The sequence below is a fragment of the Aeromonas mytilicola subsp. aquatica genome (assembly GCF_044336385.1).
Lineage (GTDB): Bacteria > Pseudomonadota > Gammaproteobacteria > Enterobacterales > Aeromonadaceae > Aeromonas > Aeromonas rivipollensis.
Map to the genome: position 1 here is coordinate 795,001 of NZ_CP172298.1, position 16,147 is coordinate 811,147.

Here is a 16,147-nt window from a genome sequence, read left to right on the forward strand (position 1 = left end):
GACGAATACTACTGGGGGTAGAGCACTGTTTGGACTAGGGGGTCATCCCGACTTACCAACTCCATGCAAACTCCGAATACCAGTAAGTACTATCCGGGAGACACACGGCGGGTGCTAACGTCCGTCGTGAAGAGGGAAACAACCCAGACCGCCGGCTAAGGTCCCAAAGTTCTGGTTAAGTGGGAAACGATGTGGGAAGGCTCAGACAGCTAGGATGTTGGCTTAGAAGCAGCCATCATTTAAAGAAAGCGTAATAGCTCACTAGTCGAGTCGGCCTGCGCGGAAGATGTAACGGGGCTCAAACCAGGCACCGAAGCCGCGGATTCACACTTATGTGTGAGTGGTAGGGGAGCGTTCTGTAAGTCTGCGAAGGTGTGTCGAGAGGCATGCTGGAGATATCAGAAGTGCGAATGCTGACGTAAGTAACGATAAAGGGGGTGAAAAGCCTCCTCGCCGGAAGACCAAGGGTTCCTGTCCAACGTTAATCGGGGCAGGGTGAGTCGACCCCTAAGGTGAGGCCGAAAGGCGTAATCGATGGGAAGCAGGTTAATATTCCTGCACGACTTGTAATTGCGATGGGGGGACGGAGAAGGCTAGGTGGGCCAGGCGACGGTTGTCCTGGTGAAAGTGCGTAGGTGGTGTTTCTAGGCAAATCCGGAGACACAACACTGAGACACGAGACGAAGCCACTACGGTGGTGAAGCCATTGATGCCCTGCTTCCAGGAAAAGCCTCTAAGCTTCAGATTACAAGTCATCGTACCCCAAACCGACACAGGTGGTCGGGTAGAGAATACCAAGGCGCTTGAGAGAACTCGGGTGAAGGAACTAGGCAAAATAGAACCGTAACTTCGGGAGAAGGTTCGCTCTTGACAGTGAAGTCCCTTGCGGATGGAGCAGTTGGGAGTCGCAGTGACCAGATGGCTGGGACTGTTTATCAAAAACACAGCACTCTGCAAACACGAAAGTGGACGTATAGGGTGTGACACCTGCCCGGTGCCGGAAGGTTAATTGATGGGGTTAGCGCAAGCGAAGCTCTTGATCGAAGCCCCGGTAAACGGCGGCCGTAACTATAACGGTCCTAAGGTAGCGAAATTCCTTGTCGGGTAAGTTCCGACCTGCACGAATGGTGTAACCATGGCCATGCTGTCTCCACCCGAGACTCAGTGAAATCGAATTCGCCGTGAAGATGCGGTGTACCCGCGGCTAGACGGAAAGACCCCGTGAACCTTTACTACAGCTTGGCACTGAACATTGAACCTACATGTGTAGGATAGGTGGGAGGCTTTGAAGGCGTGACGCTAGTTGCGCTGGAGCCGTCCTTGAAATACCACCCTTGTATGTTTGATGTTCTAACGCAGGGCCCTGAATCGGGCTCGCGGACAGTGCCTGGTGGGTAGTTTGACTGGGGCGGTCTCCTCCCAAAGAGTAACGGAGGAGCACGAAGGTTGGCTAATCCTGGTCGGACATCAGGAGGTTAGTGCAATGGCATAAGCCAGCTTAACTGCGAGACGGACAGGTCGAGCAGGTACGAAAGTAGGTCATAGTGATCCGGTGGTTCTGAATGGAAGGGCCATCGCTCAACGGATAAAAGGTACTCCGGGGATAACAGGCTGATACCGCCCAAGAGTTCATATCGACGGCGGTGTTTGGCACCTCGATGTCGGCTCATCACATCCTGGGGCTGAAGTCGGTCCCAAGGGTATGGCTGTTCGCCATTTAAAGTGGTACGCGAGCTGGGTTCAGAACGTCGTGAGACAGTTCGGTCCCTATCTGCCGTGGGCGTTGGATGATTGAAGGGAGTTGCTCCTAGTACGAGAGGACCGGAGTGAACGAACCTCTGGTGTTCGGGTTGTCACGCCAGTGGCACTGCCCGGTAGCTAAGTTCGGAATCGATAACCGCTGAAAGCATCTAAGCGGGAAGCGAGCCCTGAGATGAGTCATCCCTGACCCCTTGAGGGTCCTAAAGGGCCGTTGGAGACCACAACGTTGATAGGTGGGGTGTGTAAGCGCGGCGACGTGTTGAGCTAACCCATACTAATTACCCGTGAGGCTTAACCATACAACACCCAAGAAGTGTTCTGGGCCTTGTAGCAAGTGCATGAACTACTCAAATTCAGTGATAGTGATGAAGCAAACTAGCTAAGTCGTTATTCACGTCAGCTTTCCGGATGAAGTTTTTTGCCTGGCGGCCATAGCGCCGTGGAACCACCTGATCCCATGCCGAACTCAGAAGTGAAACGCGGTAGCGCCGATGGTAGTGTGGCATTCGCCATGCGAGAGTAGGACACTGCCAGGCACCCAACACGAAAAACCCCGCTCATCGAGCGGGGTTTTTTATTGCCTGAAAATCAGTGTGTTGACTGATAATTGACCTCGAAATTTGACTGCTTGTTCCCTCGACCCAAAAAACCAGCCCCTTTTCTGTTCGATATTCATCCATCGGCGCCGAGTGCTGGATATAAAAAGCACAGAATGTGATGACTCTACCTTTCTTGTGATGCCCGCTCTGCTTTAATTCGTCTGCCCAGGTTCGATGGGCCAAGGAATCACAATAATCTGAGGAATGGACACATGTTCAAAAGAACAGTAACGATGATGCTGGCGGCGGGAACCCTGGTATTAGGCGGTTGCGCATCCAATGGTGGTGCAGAGCAGGCGGCAGACAACAGCGACTTCGGTGGCAAGTCCATCTACCTGCGCGGGGAGATGAACGACTGGATGGCGACCGATGAGAGCAAGGTGGTCAAGGTGGCCGACAAGCTCTACATGGCCAAGGGCACGCTCAAGAAAGAGTGGGCTCCCTACAAGTTCAAGTTCGCCGATACCGGCTGGAGCTGTGGCACCAACTTCGGCTACAAGAGCCCGAGTGACGGTGTCGCCGTGCTGGGCGGAGAACCTGTGCCGGTCAACCCCTGCTCCAAGTATGAGGACATGAAATTCTCGCCGGATGAAGACGGCGTCTACGAGTTCTATCTGAATATGGCGGGTGAGACGCCGAGCGTGTACGTCAAGAAGCCCTGAGATCCCCTCTCCCGTTAAATTCATCGGGAAATGAACCGGTTAAATGCCCTGGCCCAAATATCTGCTGGCCGGGGCATTTTTTTAGGATAGAATCTGCGCCCCGTGAGAGAGATGCTATATATAGTGTTATCTGGTTGATATGAAACCTATAGGTTGTGTTTTTGACTCTGTCATGACGTTGTTGCATTCACATAAGGTGGCTTGAAAATGGCTAAATCCAACCCTGTGCTGGAGAGTGGACCCGGCTCTGCCCTCATCCCCATGCAGGAAACCTCCCTCGAGATCTGGGACAGCAAGTATCGCCTCAAGAGCAAGGATGGGGCGCCTATCGACGGCACCATAGACGAGACTTATCAGCGGGTTGCCCGTGCGTTGGCGGCGCAGGAGAGCGAGCCCGATGCATGGTATGAGCCCTTCCTGTGGGCGCTGCGCAATGGGGCCATTCCAGCGGGCCGCATCACCTCCAATGCCGGGGCGTTTGAGCACAAGCCTGCCACCTCGACCATCAACTGTACCGTCTCCGGTACCATCGAAGATTCGATGGATGACATTCTCGGCAAGGTGCACGAGGCCGGTCTGACCCTGAAAGCGGGCTGTGGCATCGGCTATGACTTCTCGACCCTGCGTCCGCGTGGTGCCTTCGTCTCCGGTGCCGGGGCCTATACCTCGGGCCCGCTCTCCTTCATGGATATCTACGACAAGATGTGTTTCACCGTCTCGTCGGCGGGCGGTCGCCGTGGCGCCCAGATGGGCACCATGGATATTCGGCATCCCGACGTGATCGAGTTCATCCAGGCCAAGCGGGAAGATGGTCGCCTGCGCCAGTTCAACCTCTCCCTGCTCATCACCGAAGAGTTCGTCAAGGCGGTGAAGGAAGATGCTCCCTGGCGACTCATCTTCCCCTACACCGCCAAAGAGGTGGAGCAGGATGGCATTGCGCTGGACGATCCCGCTCAGGTGCTCTGGGCCGACTGGCCGAACAAGGAGGGGGTGGTGATCAACGAGCTGGGCCAGGTGGCTTGCAAGGTCTACAAGACCCTGCCCGCGCGCAAGCTGTGGAACGTCATCATGACCTCCACCTATGACTATGCAGAGCCCGGCTTCATCCTGATCGACAAGGTCAACCAGATGAACAACAACTGGTTCTGCGAAGAGATCCGCGCCACCAACCCCTGTGGCGAGCAGCCCTTGCCCCCCTATGGCGCCTGCCTGCTGGGGTCGGTCAATCTGACCAAGTTTGTGCGCGAGCCCTTCACCGAGCGGGCCGCCTTCGATTGGCAGGCGTTTCGCAAGGTAGTGGCCATCTTCACCCGCATGCTGGACAACGTGGTAGAGATCAACCAGCTGCCGTTGCCCAAGCAGCGCGAGGAGATCACAGCCAAGCGCCGTCATGGCATGGGCTTCCTCGGTCTGGGCTCGACCCTCACCATGCTGCAGATAAAATATGGCTCTGCGGCTTCTGTTGCCTTCACCGAGCAGGTCTCCCAGGAGCTGGCCATGACAGGTTGGCAGGAGTCCTTGCGTCTGGCCAAGGAGAAGGGCCCGGCCCCCATCATGGATCAGGAGTTCGAGGTGACCGGCAAGATGCTGCGGCTGCGCCCCGAGATGGCGGCCGATGGCATCAAGCTGGGTGACAAGGTGAAGGGCAAGGTGCTGCATGCGCGCTACAGCCGCTACATGCAACAGGTGGCCGAGGTGGATCCCGCCCTGGTGGCCGCGCTGGCCGAAACCGGTGGTCGTTTCACCCACCACAGCAGCATAGCGCCGACCGGCACCATATCTCTGTCACTGGCCAACAACGCCAGCAACGGCATAGAGCCGAGCTTCGCCCATCATTACAGCCGCAACGTCATCAAGGCGGGCAAGAAGAGCAAGGAGAGCGTGGATGTCTACTCCTTCGAGCTGCTGGCCTACCGGGAGCTTATCAACGCCGCTGCCATGCCTTACACCGAAGATGATGCCTGCCGGCTGCCGGATTACTTCATCACAGCCGACGACATCAGTCCGGCCCAGCACGTGGACATCCAGGCGGCGGCCCAGCGCTGGATAGATTCGTCCATCTCCAAGACGGCCAACGTACCGACCGACTTCCCGTTCGAGCAGTTCAAGGACATCTACATGTATGCCTCGGACTCCGGGCTCAAGGGCTGCACCACCTTCCGCTTCAACCCCGAGGCCTTCCAGGGGGTACTGGTGAAGGAGAAGGATCTGGAGAACACTCAGTACGAGTTCACTCTGGAGGATGGCTCCGTCATCACGGTGAAGGGGAACGAAGAGATCGAATACGATGGCGAGCTGCACACCGCCGCCAACCTCTATGACGCCTTGAAAGAAGGCTATTACGGCAAATTCTGAGAACAGATTATGGTCAAGAAGATCGACAGGAAAATCGTCGCCTACAAGGTGAAAATCCGGGATGAGCCGCAAGAAGCGCCGGCCCCCGAGGATGACGTGGTGCACATGCACGAGACTGTGCTGCGTCCGGAACGGCTGATGGGCACCACCTACAAGCTGAAGACGCCGGAGCATGTCTCCGAGCACTCGCTGTTCATCACCATCAACGACATCATTCTCAACGAGGGCACAGTCCACGAGACCCGCCGTCCGTTCGAGATCTTCATCAACTCCAAGAGCCTGGAACACTACCAGTGGATAGTGGCGCTGACCCGCATCATCTCCGCGGTGTTTCGCAAGGGCGGGGATGTCACCTTCCTGGTGGAGGAGCTGAGATCCGTGTTCGATCCCAAAGGCGGTTACTGGAACAAGGGCAAGTATGTGCCGTCGCTCATCGCCGAAATTGGCAACGTGATCGAGACCCATCTCACCGAGATAGGCATGCTCAAGGCCACCGGGCTGGATGAGCACCAGCAGGCGTTTCTGGCCGAGAAGCAGGCACAGATGCAGGCTGACACCGAGCAGTCAGGCAGCGGCTTCCCGGCCAGTGCGGCGCTCTGCTACAAGTGCCACACCAAGGCGCTGGTGCAGAAGGATGGCTGCATGACCTGCCTCAACTGTGGCGATTCCAAGTGCGGCTGACAGGCGCGGCCTGACAGACAGAAGTGAAAAATGACCGGCCAGAGTGCCGGTCTTTTCATTGCTGCTTTTATGTTCGAACGAGACTGCCTTGCAAGCGATTTGTTGCGCAGCGGTAAAATCGGGCGTAGCGTTGGGGGTAATAAAACTGTCACGGCCGTGTGGTTTCAATGACATCTGAGATTCACACACGTGGCACCTTCAGTGCCAAGGAGGATGCTTATGGACAACACGGACCGAAAGCTGTTTATCCTGGATACCAACGTTCTGCTTCACGAACCCCTCGCCATTTACTCCTTCAAAGAGCACGACGTGCTCATCCCCATGACGGTGCTCGAAGAGCTCGACAACATCAAGGATCGCCAGAAAGACGTCAGCCGTGATGCCAGGGTTGCCATCCGCGCGCTGGAAGATGTGTTTCGCGACGCCAACCCCGAACAGATAGTGCAGGGGGTGGCGCTGGCGGGCGAGGCGAGCGGTCATATCTCCATCTTCAGCGATCACCATCTGCCTCAGGATGCCGAGGTGTTTACCGACAAGGAGGCGGACAACCGCATCATCAACGCGGCCCTCTACCTGCAAAAGCACGAGATGAAACGCCAGGTGGTGCTGGTGACCAAGGACATCAACATGCGCCTCAAGGCCAAGGGGGCGGGCCTTGCCCATGTGGAGGATTATCGCAGCGACCAGCTGATCGACGACATCCGGCTGCTGGCCAAGGGCTTCCAGGTGGTGCCTGGCAGCTTCTGGGAGCGGGTGGGCGAGTGCGACAGCGAGACCCATGGTCGCGACACAGTTCACGTGATCGACTCGAACCTGCTGGAGGGGGTGCACGTCAACCAGTACCTGCTGGACGAGGAGAACTTCTTCGCAGCCAGGGTGCTCAGCCACGATGGCAACAAGATCCGCCTGAAAGATCTGGGCCGCGAGCGACTGATGTCACGCAAGGCCTGGGGGGTGCATCCCAAGAACATCTATCAGGGCATGGCCCTGGATGCCCTGCTCGATCCGCACATCGATCTGGTGATCCTGACCGGCCCGGCGGGTTGCGGCAAGACCTTGCTTGCCATGGCGGCGGCCCTGGAGCTGGTGATCGAGAAGGGGATCTACGAGAAGGTGATCGTCACCCGCAACACCCCGGAAATTGCCGAGAGCATCGGCTTCCTGCCCGGCACCGAGGAGGAGAAGATGATGCCCTGGCTGGCGGCGGTGACCGACACCCTGGAGGTGCTGCACAAGCAGGACGAGAACATGAGCGGGTCGCTGAGCTACATCATGGAGAAGGCCAATATCCAGTTCAAATCCGTCAACTTCATGCGCGGGCGCAGCATCCAGAACACCTTCGTGCTGCTGGACGAGTGCCAGAACCTGACCGCGTCCCAGATCAAGACCATCATCACCCGCTGCGGCGAGGGGACCAAGATCGTCTGCTCCGGCAACCTGGCCCAGATCGACTCCAACTACCTGAGCCCGGTGACCTCGGGTCTGACCTACATAGTCGAGCGTTTCAAGGACTTCGACGGCAGTGCCAACATCTTCCTGAACGGGGTTGTGCGCAGCCGACTAGCTTCGTTCGCCGAGGAAAATCTCTGATTTAACGCAATCTCTGCATGAGAAAGGGGAAGCCAGCAGGCTTCCCCTTTTTTGATCCCGTTCCCGTCATTACCCTTGTGTACGGCCAAGGTAGCGCAGCAGCCCGGGGTGCTCGCTGTCTTGCAGTATGTCGGGTTTGCCCTGCAGGGCGATGCGGCCCTCGTCGACGAAGAGCACCTGATCGGCGATGAGCTGGGCATCCTCAGGGTTGTGGGACACCATGAGCACTGTGATCCCCTGCTCGCAGGCGAGGCGGGCCACTTCGGCCAGCATCTCCCGGCGCAGGGCGGGATCCAGGGCCGAGAAGGGCTCATCCAGCAGCAGCAGGGGTTTTCCCCGCACCAGGGCGCGGGCCAGCCCCACCCGCTGTTGCTGGCCACCGGAGAGCTGCTCCGGCAGGCGGCTCAGCATGTCGCCAAGACCGACCCGCTTTGCGCCCTGTTTCACCTGCTCGCGCTGGGCCGGGCTCAGGCGCAGGCCCGGGTGCAGGCCGATGGCAATGTTGTCGAACACCGAGAGGTGCAGGAAGAGGTTGTGATCCTGAAACAGGGTGGTCACCGGCCGCTCGGCGGGGCCGAGCGGCAGCAGATCGACGCCATCGAAGCTGAGACTGCCGGACTCCACCGGCACGAAACCGGCGATCATCCCGAGCAGGGTGGACTTGCCGGCGCCGCTTGGCCCTATCAAGGCGGTGATCTCCCCCCTGGGCAGGGTGGCGCTGAAGCTGACGCGCCAGTCCGGGTAGCTGGTGACCAGCTCATCGATGTTCAGCATTTTTTCCTCTCAAAGAGTCCGTTCGACCAGCCAGAACAGCCGCAGAAACGGTAGCGCAGGGTTTGTACCTCAATGCTCGCCATTTTTTCCTCCAAGACCTCGCTCAACCAGCCAGAACAGGGAGAAACAGAGCGTGAGCAGCAGCAGGGCTGTGGCGGCCGCCTCGGTCAGCCGGTAGCTGCCAAGCTGCTGATAGAGCAGCCAGGGCAGGGTGGTGAGGGCCTGGCTGCCGAACATGGCGATGGCGCCGAGATCCCCGAGGGACAATATCATGGAGAGCGCCATGGCCAGCGCCAGCGGGCGGCGCAGCAGGGGCCACTCCACCAGCCGCAGGCGATGCAGACCGCGCACCCCCAGGCTGTCCGCCAGCCGGTCGTATTGACGCACCACCAGCTGCATGGGGGCGCTGAGGGTGCGCAGCACATAGGGCAGCGCCATCAGGGCGTTGACCAGTACCACCAGCCAGGGGCCCAGGGCAAAGACGTCGGCAAAGGGCATGAACATGATGAAGAGCCCTGTACTCAGCACCACAGCCGGGATCATCAGGATCATGGAGCCGCTGGCCTCCCACAGGGCGGCGGCTCGCCGCTTGCGCCCGCGCACCCTCAGGTGGCGGCTGGTGAGCAGCAGACCGGCGCCGAGCAGGGTCGCCAGCGATCCGGCAGCCAGGGCGATGGCCAGGGATTGACCGCCCGCCTGCCACAGTCCGGGGGATGCCAGCGCCGTCAGCAGGCCGGGGTTGAAACCGGCCACGACTATGGCCAGCAGGGGCGGCAGGAAGATGGCTAGCCCGGTGCAGAGCGCCACGGTATCCACCAGGCCTGTCCCCGGCTGATGGCGATCCGGCCGCAGGCAGGGGCGGCGGCTGGTGAGGCGGCTGGCAGGGGTGGTCTGCAGCCTGTGTTGCAGCAGGAGCAGGGCGACGGTCAGCAGTAGCTGTACCAGCGCCAGGCCGCCCGCGGTGGCGAGATCGAAATCAAAGCGCAGTGCCTGATAGACGGCGACTTCCAGGGTGGTGGACTTGGGGCCGCCGCCCAGCGCCAGCACTGTGGTGAAGCTGGTGAAGCAGAGCATGAAGATGAGGCTGGCGAGCCCCGGCAGTATGCCGCGGATGAGCGGCCACTCCAGCAGCAGGAAGATGTGGGATGAGCGCATGCCGAGCTGGCTGGCGAGGCGCCAGGAGGTCTCAGGGACGCTCTCTATGCTCTGCAGCATGAGGCGCGCCGCCAGCGGCATGTTGAAGAAGACATGGGCCAGCAGTATGCCGAACAGGCCGTACAGGTAGTTGCCAGGATCCAGCCCCAGGCCGCGCAGCAGCTGTGGCAACCAGCCCTGGCGGCCGTGCACCGCGACCATGCCGAAGATGGCGATGATGACGGGTAGCACCAGGGAGAGGCCGAACAATTTCAGCAGCAAGGCCCTGCCAGGGAAGCGGCGCCGCGCCAGGGCACGGGCCACCGGAATGGCGAGCCCCAGACTCAGCAGGGTGGAGAGCAGGGCCTGCCCCAGGCTGAAGCCCAGCACATGGCGCAGATAGGGATCGGCCAGCAGGGTGCGGGGAGACAAGGTGCCCGCCTGCCACAGCAGGGCCGCGAGCGGCCCGAGGGACAACAGCAAGATCAGCAGGGTGGCCGCACTGCCCGGCAGCCACCAGAGGGGACGAGAGCCTGCGTTCACTGGGTGACGGCTTGCAGCCATTCGCGGATCCAGTCCTTGCGATTGGCGGCCACTTCATCGGCGCTGAAGGCGAGCGGTTTGGCCACTGTGATCATCTGCTCGAAGCCCTTGGGCAGCGGCTGGTCGATCACCGGGTACATCCAGTTGCCGGCGGGGATCTCCTGCTGGAAGGCAGGGGTTATCATGAACTGCAGGAACTGGTCCGCCAGCTTGTCCTGGACAGCGCCTTTCAGCTTGGCGGCCACTTCCACCTGACGGTAATGCCCCTCTGCGAAGGCGGCCGCCTGATACTGGGGCTTGTTCTCGGCGATCAGATGATAGGCCGGGGAGGTGGTATAGGAGAGCACCATGTCCGCCTCGCCGTCGAGGAACATGCCATAGGCCTCGGACCACCCCTTGGTGACGGTGACCGTCTTCTTGGCCAGCTCTGCCCAGGCGGCGGGGGCCTGGTCGCCATAGACGGACTTCATCCACAGCATCAGCCCCTGGCCCGGGGTGGAGGTGCGGGGATCCTGATAGATCACCTTGAGATCGGGCCGTTCCACCAGCTCTTTCAGGCTCTTGGGGGGCTGCTTGAGTTTGTCCTTGTCGTAGACGAAGGCGAAGTAGCCGTAGTCATAGGGGACGAAGGTGTCATCCTGCCAGCCACCCGGCACCTTGAGGGCGTCTAGCCTGGTGTGATGGGGGGCAAACAGGCCGCTCTGCTTGGCCTCGCTGACCAGGGCATCGTCCAGCCCCAGCACCAGGTCCGCCTTGCTGTGCTGGCCTTCAAGCCGCAGCCGGTTGAGGATGGCGACACCGTCTTCCAGAGCCACCAGGTTGAGGGTACAGCCGCACTCCTTCTCGAAGGCTTGCTTGATCTTGGGACCCGGGCCCCATTCGGCTGCAAACGAATCGTAGGTGTAGACGGTGAGGGTGTCGGCGGCAAATGCCTGGGCAGAGAGCAGGCCGGTCGCGAGCAGCAGCAGGGTCTTCATCAATGGCACTCCTGTGGGTACTGAGGTGCCATGGGCAGCGGTCTGCTCATCAATGGCACGTCTCCTGTGGTGAGGGCCAGCGGATGAGGGCACAAAAAACGCGCGCCATGCCTCAAATTCCTCCGCCAGCATTATCTGGATCAGGTTCACGGGTATAATCTCAGCGGTAAACCGCACCCCGTTTGAGCAACGAACCGCATTGTATTGGCCTTCTTTGGGGGAGGCCAGCACTATGTTTTACGGGTCGCGCCGTGCGAGCCACCACCAAGGAGGATGCCCCCAGTGATCACCAGCACCAAGGAAAGACGTGCCTTCCAGCGCATGGTCATCAACGCCCCCGTCACCCTGTTCCAGCGCCAGCAGGTGCTTGAGGGAGTCTGCCGGGATCTCAGCGCCAATGGCATGGGGGTTGAGGTGAATGAGCATGGCTTCGATCTGGCTCACCCCATCAGGGTGAGCCTGGCCACCAGCAGCAACCTGCTGCCCCCCTTCGAAGCCCAGGCCCGCATAGTGCGGGTGCTGGAGGAGGAGGGCGGGCTCTTGCTGGCGCTGGAGTTCCTGCCGCTGACCTGAGCCCGCACGCCACCCTGTTCCATCGACCAGCCACCGGCTGGTCGATGCATTTTCGGCCCGGGCCAGCCTTGTCTTCCCGCCCGGATTGCAGCCCTGGGGGCCGCTCAGTTGCTGGCCAGCACGGGTTGGACGCTCAACTGCTTGCTGTCGACCAGCGTCTTGCTGGTGGGGGCGAGCTGGCCCATGGGAAGCTGGGCGGGGCCGGTCGGTTCCAGCAGCAGATAGCTTTCCCCTTGCCAGCTCAGGGTCGCCTGACCCGGGCCGGCCGGCAGCGCCACCCCCAGCAGGGCATGGCCCGGCACGAACACCATGGCCTGCTTCAGCTCGGGAAAGCGCTGGGCCAGCAGGGCCGCCATCAGGGTGACCTTGCTGTCACAATCCCCCCGGTTCTGCTCCAGCACCTGGCGCGGGCTCAGAAAGCCCTTGCCCGAGCGCCCCGACTGGCTGTCGAGCAGTTGATAGGGGATGGCCTGGATGAAGTCGAGCATGTGCGCCACCGTCTTCTGGCGCGCCTCCGTCTCTGTGGCTCCCTCCTGCTTGAGCTGTTCGGCCAGGGGCGCCAGTTCGGCGCGGCTCTCCAGGGCGATGCGCACATGATCCTGCTTGATGGCGGGGGCGCCGTCGGGCGGGGTGAAGGGCTGGAAGTAGTGCTGCTTGAGCCACTCTGCCTCCAGCCTGGCCTGCTCCGGCTTGACCCAGAGCGAGGCTTCCCTGGCCTTGTCGGCGTTGCGGCTCTTGAGGCTGAGGGCGAGGCTGGGACGGGAGAGGGAAAATTGCACCTCGGGGAACTCAAGGGCAGCCTGCTGCAGCAAGGTCTGCAGCACCTCCTCCTGCATCCTGGCCGGGCGATAGGCGATGAGCGGTGGCAGCTTGCCCGCCTCCAGCCGGTAGCTGAGTTGCTGGGGTTGGCCCTCCCTGTCCTGCCAGCCGACGTTGAGCTGACCGCCGTTGCTGTTGAAATAGGTCTGCCCGGCGCTGGTCGGGAGGGCGAGCAGCATGCCAAGCAGCAGGGAGAGGGAGCGGGTCGTCTTCATCATCCTTTCCTGTCGGTGAGCCCACTGTGCCTGGGCGGGACTGAGAATAAAACAGGGAGCCTGGGCTCCCTGTGGATTCTACTCGTTTTCTTGCCGCTGGCGCGTCAGATCCAGCTTGGCTGCCTTGGGTTGTCTCGAAGACGCCGATGCTGGGTTTGAGTGTACTTAGATCCAGCTCGGCTGTTTCGCCTCAAAGGCGCTGATTGCGGCCTCGTGCTGCAGGGTCAGGCCTATGGCATCCAGCCCGTTGAGCAGGCAGTAGCGACGGAATTCGTCGATCTCGAAACCGAAAGTGAGGGCACCGGCGCGCACCTGGTTCGCCTCCAGATCCACTTCGATCTGGGTGCCCGGATTGGCCGCGACCAGCTGGAACAGGGCCTCGACCTCTTCTTCTTTCAGGCGTACCGGCACCATGCCGTTGTTGATGGCGTTGCCGTAGAAGATGTCGGCAAAGCTCGGGGCAATGATGGTCTTGAAGCCGTAGTCCGCCAGCGCCCAGGGGGCGTGCTCGCGGCTCGAGCCACAGCCGAAGTTCTCCCGGGCCAGCAAGATGCTGGCGCCGGCGAATTGCGGCTGGTTCAGCACGAACTCGGGGTTGGGCTGCTGGCCAGCGTCGTCCAGGAAGCGCCAGTCGTGGAACAGGTGCTTGCCAAAACCGATGCGGTTTACCTTCTGCAAAAACTGCTTGGGAATGATGGCGTCGGTGTCGACGTTGGCGCTGTCGAGGGGGACGACGATCCCCTTGTGTTGCTTGAAACCTGTCATGTTAACTCCCTCTTACAGTGCGCGAATGTCGGCAAAGCGACCGGTGACGGCGGCGGCGGCGGCCATGGCCGGGCTCACCAGATGAGTGCGACCGGCACGGCCCTGGCGTCCTTCGAAGTTGCGGTTGCTGGTGGAGGCGCAGCGCTCCCCCGGTTGCAGCCGGTCGTTGTTCATGGCCAGACACATGGAGCAGCCGGGCAGGCGCCACTCAAAGCCCGCCTCGAGGAAGATCTTGTCCAGCCCCTCGGCCTCGGCCTGGGCTTTCACCTGCTCGGAACCCGGCACCACCAGGGCTTGCACCCCGGCGGCGACCTTGCGGCCACGAGCGATGGCGGCGGCGGCACGCAGATCCTCGATGCGGCTGTTGGTGCAAGAGCCAATGAACACCTTGTCGATGGTGACATCACAGAGCTTCTGGCCCGGCTGCAAGTCCATGTAGGCGAGTGCCTTGCGGGCGGACTGCTGCTCCATCAGATCGCTGAAGGATTCCGGTGCCGGAATGGGTTCATTGATGGCGATCACCTGGCCCGGGTTGGTGCCCCAGGTCACCTGAGGCGCGATATCGGCTGCGTTGAGCACCACCTCGGCATCGAAGGTGGCATCGGCATCGCTCTTGAGGGTCTGCCAGTAGGCGATGGCCTGCGCCAGTGACTCGCCGGTGGGGGCGAATACCTTGCCCTGGATGTAGTCGATGGTGGTCTGATCCGGGGCTATCATCCCCGCCTTGGCGCCGAGCTCGATGGCCATGTTGCACACCGTCATGCGCCCTTCCATGGAGAGACCCCTGATGGCATCGCCAGCGAACTCCACCACGTAACCTGTACCGCCGGCAGCACCGACCTTGCCTATGATGGCCAGCACCACGTCTTTGGCGCTGATCCCCTCGGCCAGCTTGCCGTTGACCGAAATGCGCATGGTCTTGGCCCGGCCCTGCTTCAGGGTCTGGGTCGCCATCACGTGTTCCACTTCGGAAGTGCCAATGCCAAACGCCAGCGAGCCGAAGGCGCCGTGGGTGGCGGTGTGGGAGTCGCCGCAGACTATGGTGGTGCCGGGCAATGTGATGCCGAGTTCAGGCCCCATCACGTGGACTATGCCCTGGTATTTGTGGTTCAGGTCATAGAGCCGGACCCCGAACTCCTTGCAGTTGGCGGCCAGCGTCTCCATCTGGATGCGGGCCATCTCGCCGGAGGCGGCGATGTCCTTGGTGGTGGTGGAGACGTTGTGATCCATGGTGGCCCAGGTCAGATCCGGGCGGCGCAGCGGGCGCTTCATGGCGCGCAGGCCGTCGAACGCCTGCGGGCTGGTCACTTCATGCACCAGATGGCGGTCGATGTAGATGAGGGGGGTTTCCCCTTCCACTTCCCGGACCACGTGGGCGTCGAACACTTTCTGATAGAGGGTCTTGGACATTGCTCTGTATTCCTTGTTATGTGCTGCGTGGCTCAGATCCGTGCGGCTATCTGGCTGCCCATCTCTGCGGTGCTCTGCACCGGATGCTGTGCGCTACCCTGATGCAGATCGGCGGTGAAGTAACCCTCGGCCAGGGCCTGGGCCACGGCCTGCTCTATGGCCTGGGCGGCGGCTTCCTGGCCCAGGCTGTAGCGCAGCATCAGGGCGGCGGAGAGGATCTGGGCTATGGGGTTCGCAATCCCCTTGCCGGCGATGTCCGGGGCCGAGCCACCGGCCGGTTCGAACAGGCCGAAGCCGGATTCGTTCAGGCTGGCGGAGGGGAGCAGCCCCATGGAGCCGGTGATCATGGCGCACTCGTCGGAGAGGATGTCGCCGAACAGGTTGGAGCAGAGCAGCACGTCGAACTGGGACGGATCCTTGATGAGCTGCATGGTGGCGTTGTCGATGTACATGTGGTTCAGCGCCACGTCCGGGTAGGACTTGGCAACTTGCGTCACCACCTCGCGCCACAGTATGGAGGAGGCGAGCACGTTGGCCTTGTCGATGGAGGTGACCTTGGCCTTGCGTACCCGGGCAGATTCGAACGCTATCTTGGCGATGCGTTCGATCTCGAAGCGGTGATACACCTCGGTGTCGAACGCCTTCTCGGTGGCACCTTCCCCTTCGCGCCCCTTGGGCTGGCCGAAGTAGATGCCGCCGGTCAGCTCGCGCACGCAGGCGATGTCAAAACCGCGATCCGAGATGTCGGCACGCAGGGGGGAGAACTGCTCCAGACCGGTGTAGATACGGGCCGGACGCAGGTTGCAGAACAGTTTGAAGTGGGCACGCAGGGGTAGCAGGGCGCCGCGCTCCGGCTGATCGTTCGGCGGCAGGTGCTCCCACTTGGGGCCACCGACCGAGCCGAACAGCACGGCATCGGCTGCCTCGCAGCCGGCTATGGTGCTCTGTGGCAGCGGGGTGCCGTGGTTGTCTATGGCGATGCCACCGACATCAAAGCGATCATAGTCGAGGGAGAAGCCGAATTTGGTCTGCACCTTTTCCAGTACCTTGATGGCCTCTGCCATCACTTCCGGGCCAATGCCGTCCCCCGGCAATACTGCGATCCGATAACTGCTCATACTCTCTCCGTCCTGATGTTGTGTTGAGTTCCATCTGTCCAGTGACCCGATACTGCGATCCTCTACCTGTTCAGACTGTCTCCGTCCTGATGTTGTGTTGAGCTCCATCTGCCCAGTGACCCGATACTGCGATCCTCTACCTGTTCAGACTGTCTCCGTCCTGATGTTGTG

At 60.9% G+C, this 16,147-nt stretch carries 12 protein-coding genes, 2 rRNA genes and 1 riboswitch (1 of these 15 cut by a window edge); of the genes, 7 read left to right on the forward strand and 7 right to left on the reverse strand.

Going from position 1 to position 16,147, the window contains the following annotated elements:
• The 6 genes from ACFWHB_RS03960 to ACFWHB_RS03985 form a co-directional block, all read left to right on the forward strand.
• Positions 1-2,060, forward strand: a 23S ribosomal RNA gene (locus tag ACFWHB_RS03960) (it extends 830 nt beyond the left edge of the window).
• Positions 2,061-2,182: 122 nt separating this feature from the next.
• A 5S ribosomal RNA gene (gene rrf / locus ACFWHB_RS03965) occupies positions 2,183-2,297 on the forward strand.
• 275 nt (positions 2,298-2,572) lie between these two features.
• The gene (locus tag ACFWHB_RS03970; protein WP_289982035.1) at positions 2,573-3,022 is read left to right on the forward strand and encodes a pullulanase; all 450 of its coding nucleotides are present in this window, start codon (positions 2,573-2,575) and stop codon (positions 3,020-3,022) included.
• A gap of 207 nt (positions 3,023-3,229) precedes the next feature.
• On the forward strand, positions 3,230-5,377 hold the full coding sequence (locus ACFWHB_RS03975) for an adenosylcobalamin-dependent ribonucleoside-diphosphate reductase (protein WP_395949502.1): 2,148 nt from the start codon (positions 3,230-3,232) through the stop codon (positions 5,375-5,377).
• A 9-nt stretch (positions 5,378-5,386) separates the two neighbouring features.
• On the forward strand, positions 5,387-6,058 hold the full coding sequence (locus ACFWHB_RS03980; protein ID WP_395949503.1) for a TSCPD domain-containing protein: 672 nt from the start codon (positions 5,387-5,389) through the stop codon (positions 6,056-6,058).
• 219 nt (positions 6,059-6,277) lie between these two features.
• Positions 6,278-7,648 (forward strand): PhoH family protein, encoded by a 1,371-nt coding sequence (locus tag ACFWHB_RS03985; RefSeq protein ID WP_106885887.1) that lies wholly within the window; start codon positions 6,278-6,280, stop codon positions 7,646-7,648.
• Positions 7,649-7,717: 69 nt separating this feature from the next.
• On the opposite strand, the gene thiQ is transcribed toward ACFWHB_RS03985, so the two are convergent.
• The 3 genes from thiQ to thiB form a co-directional block, all read right to left on the reverse strand.
• Positions 7,718-8,422, reverse strand: a complete 705-nt coding sequence (thiQ, locus tag ACFWHB_RS03990) for a thiamine ABC transporter ATP-binding protein (RefSeq protein ID WP_139744547.1) — start codon at positions 8,420-8,422, stop codon at positions 7,718-7,720.
• A gap of 69 nt (positions 8,423-8,491) precedes the next feature.
• Positions 8,492-10,120: a thiamine/thiamine pyrophosphate ABC transporter permease gene (thiP, locus tag ACFWHB_RS03995; RefSeq protein ID WP_395949504.1), complete on the reverse strand. Its 1,629-nt coding sequence runs from the start codon at positions 10,118-10,120 to the stop codon at positions 8,492-8,494.
• Complete coding sequence (gene thiB, locus ACFWHB_RS04000) at positions 10,096-11,076, reverse strand: thiamine ABC transporter substrate binding subunit (RefSeq protein WP_395949505.1); 981 nt, start codon at positions 11,074-11,076, stop codon at positions 10,096-10,098. The genes thiP and thiB overlap by 25 nt, the downstream gene beginning before the upstream one ends.
• A gap of 100 nt (positions 11,077-11,176) precedes the next feature.
• Positions 11,177-11,267: riboswitch (TPP riboswitch) on the reverse strand.
• 91 nt (positions 11,268-11,358) lie between these two features.
• On the opposite strand from thiB, the gene ACFWHB_RS04005 reads away from it, so the two are divergent.
• Positions 11,359-11,649, forward strand: a complete 291-nt coding sequence (locus ACFWHB_RS04005; RefSeq protein ID WP_111912247.1) for a PilZ domain-containing protein — start codon at positions 11,359-11,361, stop codon at positions 11,647-11,649.
• Between the two features lie 104 nt (positions 11,650-11,753).
• On the opposite strand, the gene ACFWHB_RS04010 is transcribed toward ACFWHB_RS04005, so the two are convergent.
• From ACFWHB_RS04010 to leuB, 4 genes are all read right to left on the reverse strand, one after another.
• Positions 11,754-12,683 carry a transglutaminase domain-containing protein gene (locus ACFWHB_RS04010; protein WP_395949506.1) on the reverse strand — a complete coding sequence of 310 codons (930 nt, stop codon included), beginning with the start codon at positions 12,681-12,683 and terminating at the stop codon, positions 11,754-11,756.
• A 165-nt stretch (positions 12,684-12,848) separates the two neighbouring features.
• Positions 12,849-13,448, reverse strand: a complete 600-nt coding sequence (gene leuD / locus ACFWHB_RS04015) for a 3-isopropylmalate dehydratase small subunit (protein WP_395949507.1) — start codon at positions 13,446-13,448, stop codon at positions 12,849-12,851.
• Between the two features lie 12 nt (positions 13,449-13,460).
• Positions 13,461-14,858: a 3-isopropylmalate dehydratase large subunit gene (gene leuC, locus ACFWHB_RS04020; protein ID WP_395949508.1), complete on the reverse strand. Its 1,398-nt coding sequence runs from the start codon at positions 14,856-14,858 to the stop codon at positions 13,461-13,463.
• 32 nt (positions 14,859-14,890) lie between these two features.
• Positions 14,891-15,976 carry a 3-isopropylmalate dehydrogenase gene (gene leuB / locus ACFWHB_RS04025; RefSeq protein ID WP_392417573.1) on the reverse strand — a complete coding sequence of 362 codons (1,086 nt, stop codon included), beginning with the start codon at positions 15,974-15,976 and terminating at the stop codon, positions 14,891-14,893.
• Positions 15,977-16,147: the final 171 nt, after the last annotated feature.

Coding starts and splice junctions, on each gene's coding strand:
- ACFWHB_RS03975 (WP_395949502.1), top strand. CDS start 3,230: ATGGCTAAATCCAACCCTGTGCTGGAGAGTGGACCCGGCTCTGCCCTC.
- ACFWHB_RS03985 (WP_106885887.1), top strand. CDS start 6,278: ATGGACAACACGGACCGAAAGCTGTTTATCCTGGATACCAACGTTCTG.
- thiB (WP_395949505.1), bottom strand. CDS start 11,076: ATGAAGACCCTGCTGCTGCTCGCGACCGGCCTGCTCTCTGCCCAGGCA.
- thiP (WP_395949504.1), bottom strand. CDS start 10,120: ATGGCTGCAAGCCGTCACCCAGTGAACGCAGGCTCTCGTCCCCTCTGG.
- thiQ (WP_139744547.1), bottom strand. CDS start 8,422: ATGCTGAACATCGATGAGCTGGTCACCAGCTACCCGGACTGGCGCGTC.
- leuC (WP_395949508.1), bottom strand. CDS start 14,858: ATGTCCAAGACCCTCTATCAGAAAGTGTTCGACGCCCACGTGGTCCGG.
- ACFWHB_RS03970 (WP_289982035.1), top strand. CDS start 2,573: ATGTTCAAAAGAACAGTAACGATGATGCTGGCGGCGGGAACCCTGGTA.
- ACFWHB_RS04010 (WP_395949506.1), bottom strand. CDS start 12,683: ATGAAGACGACCCGCTCCCTCTCCCTGCTGCTTGGCATGCTGCTCGCC.
- leuB (WP_392417573.1), bottom strand. CDS start 15,976: ATGAGCAGTTATCGGATCGCAGTATTGCCGGGGGACGGCATTGGCCCG.
- ACFWHB_RS03980 (WP_395949503.1), top strand. CDS start 5,387: ATGGTCAAGAAGATCGACAGGAAAATCGTCGCCTACAAGGTGAAAATC.
- leuD (WP_395949507.1), bottom strand. CDS start 13,448: ATGACAGGTTTCAAGCAACACAAGGGGATCGTCGTCCCCCTCGACAGC.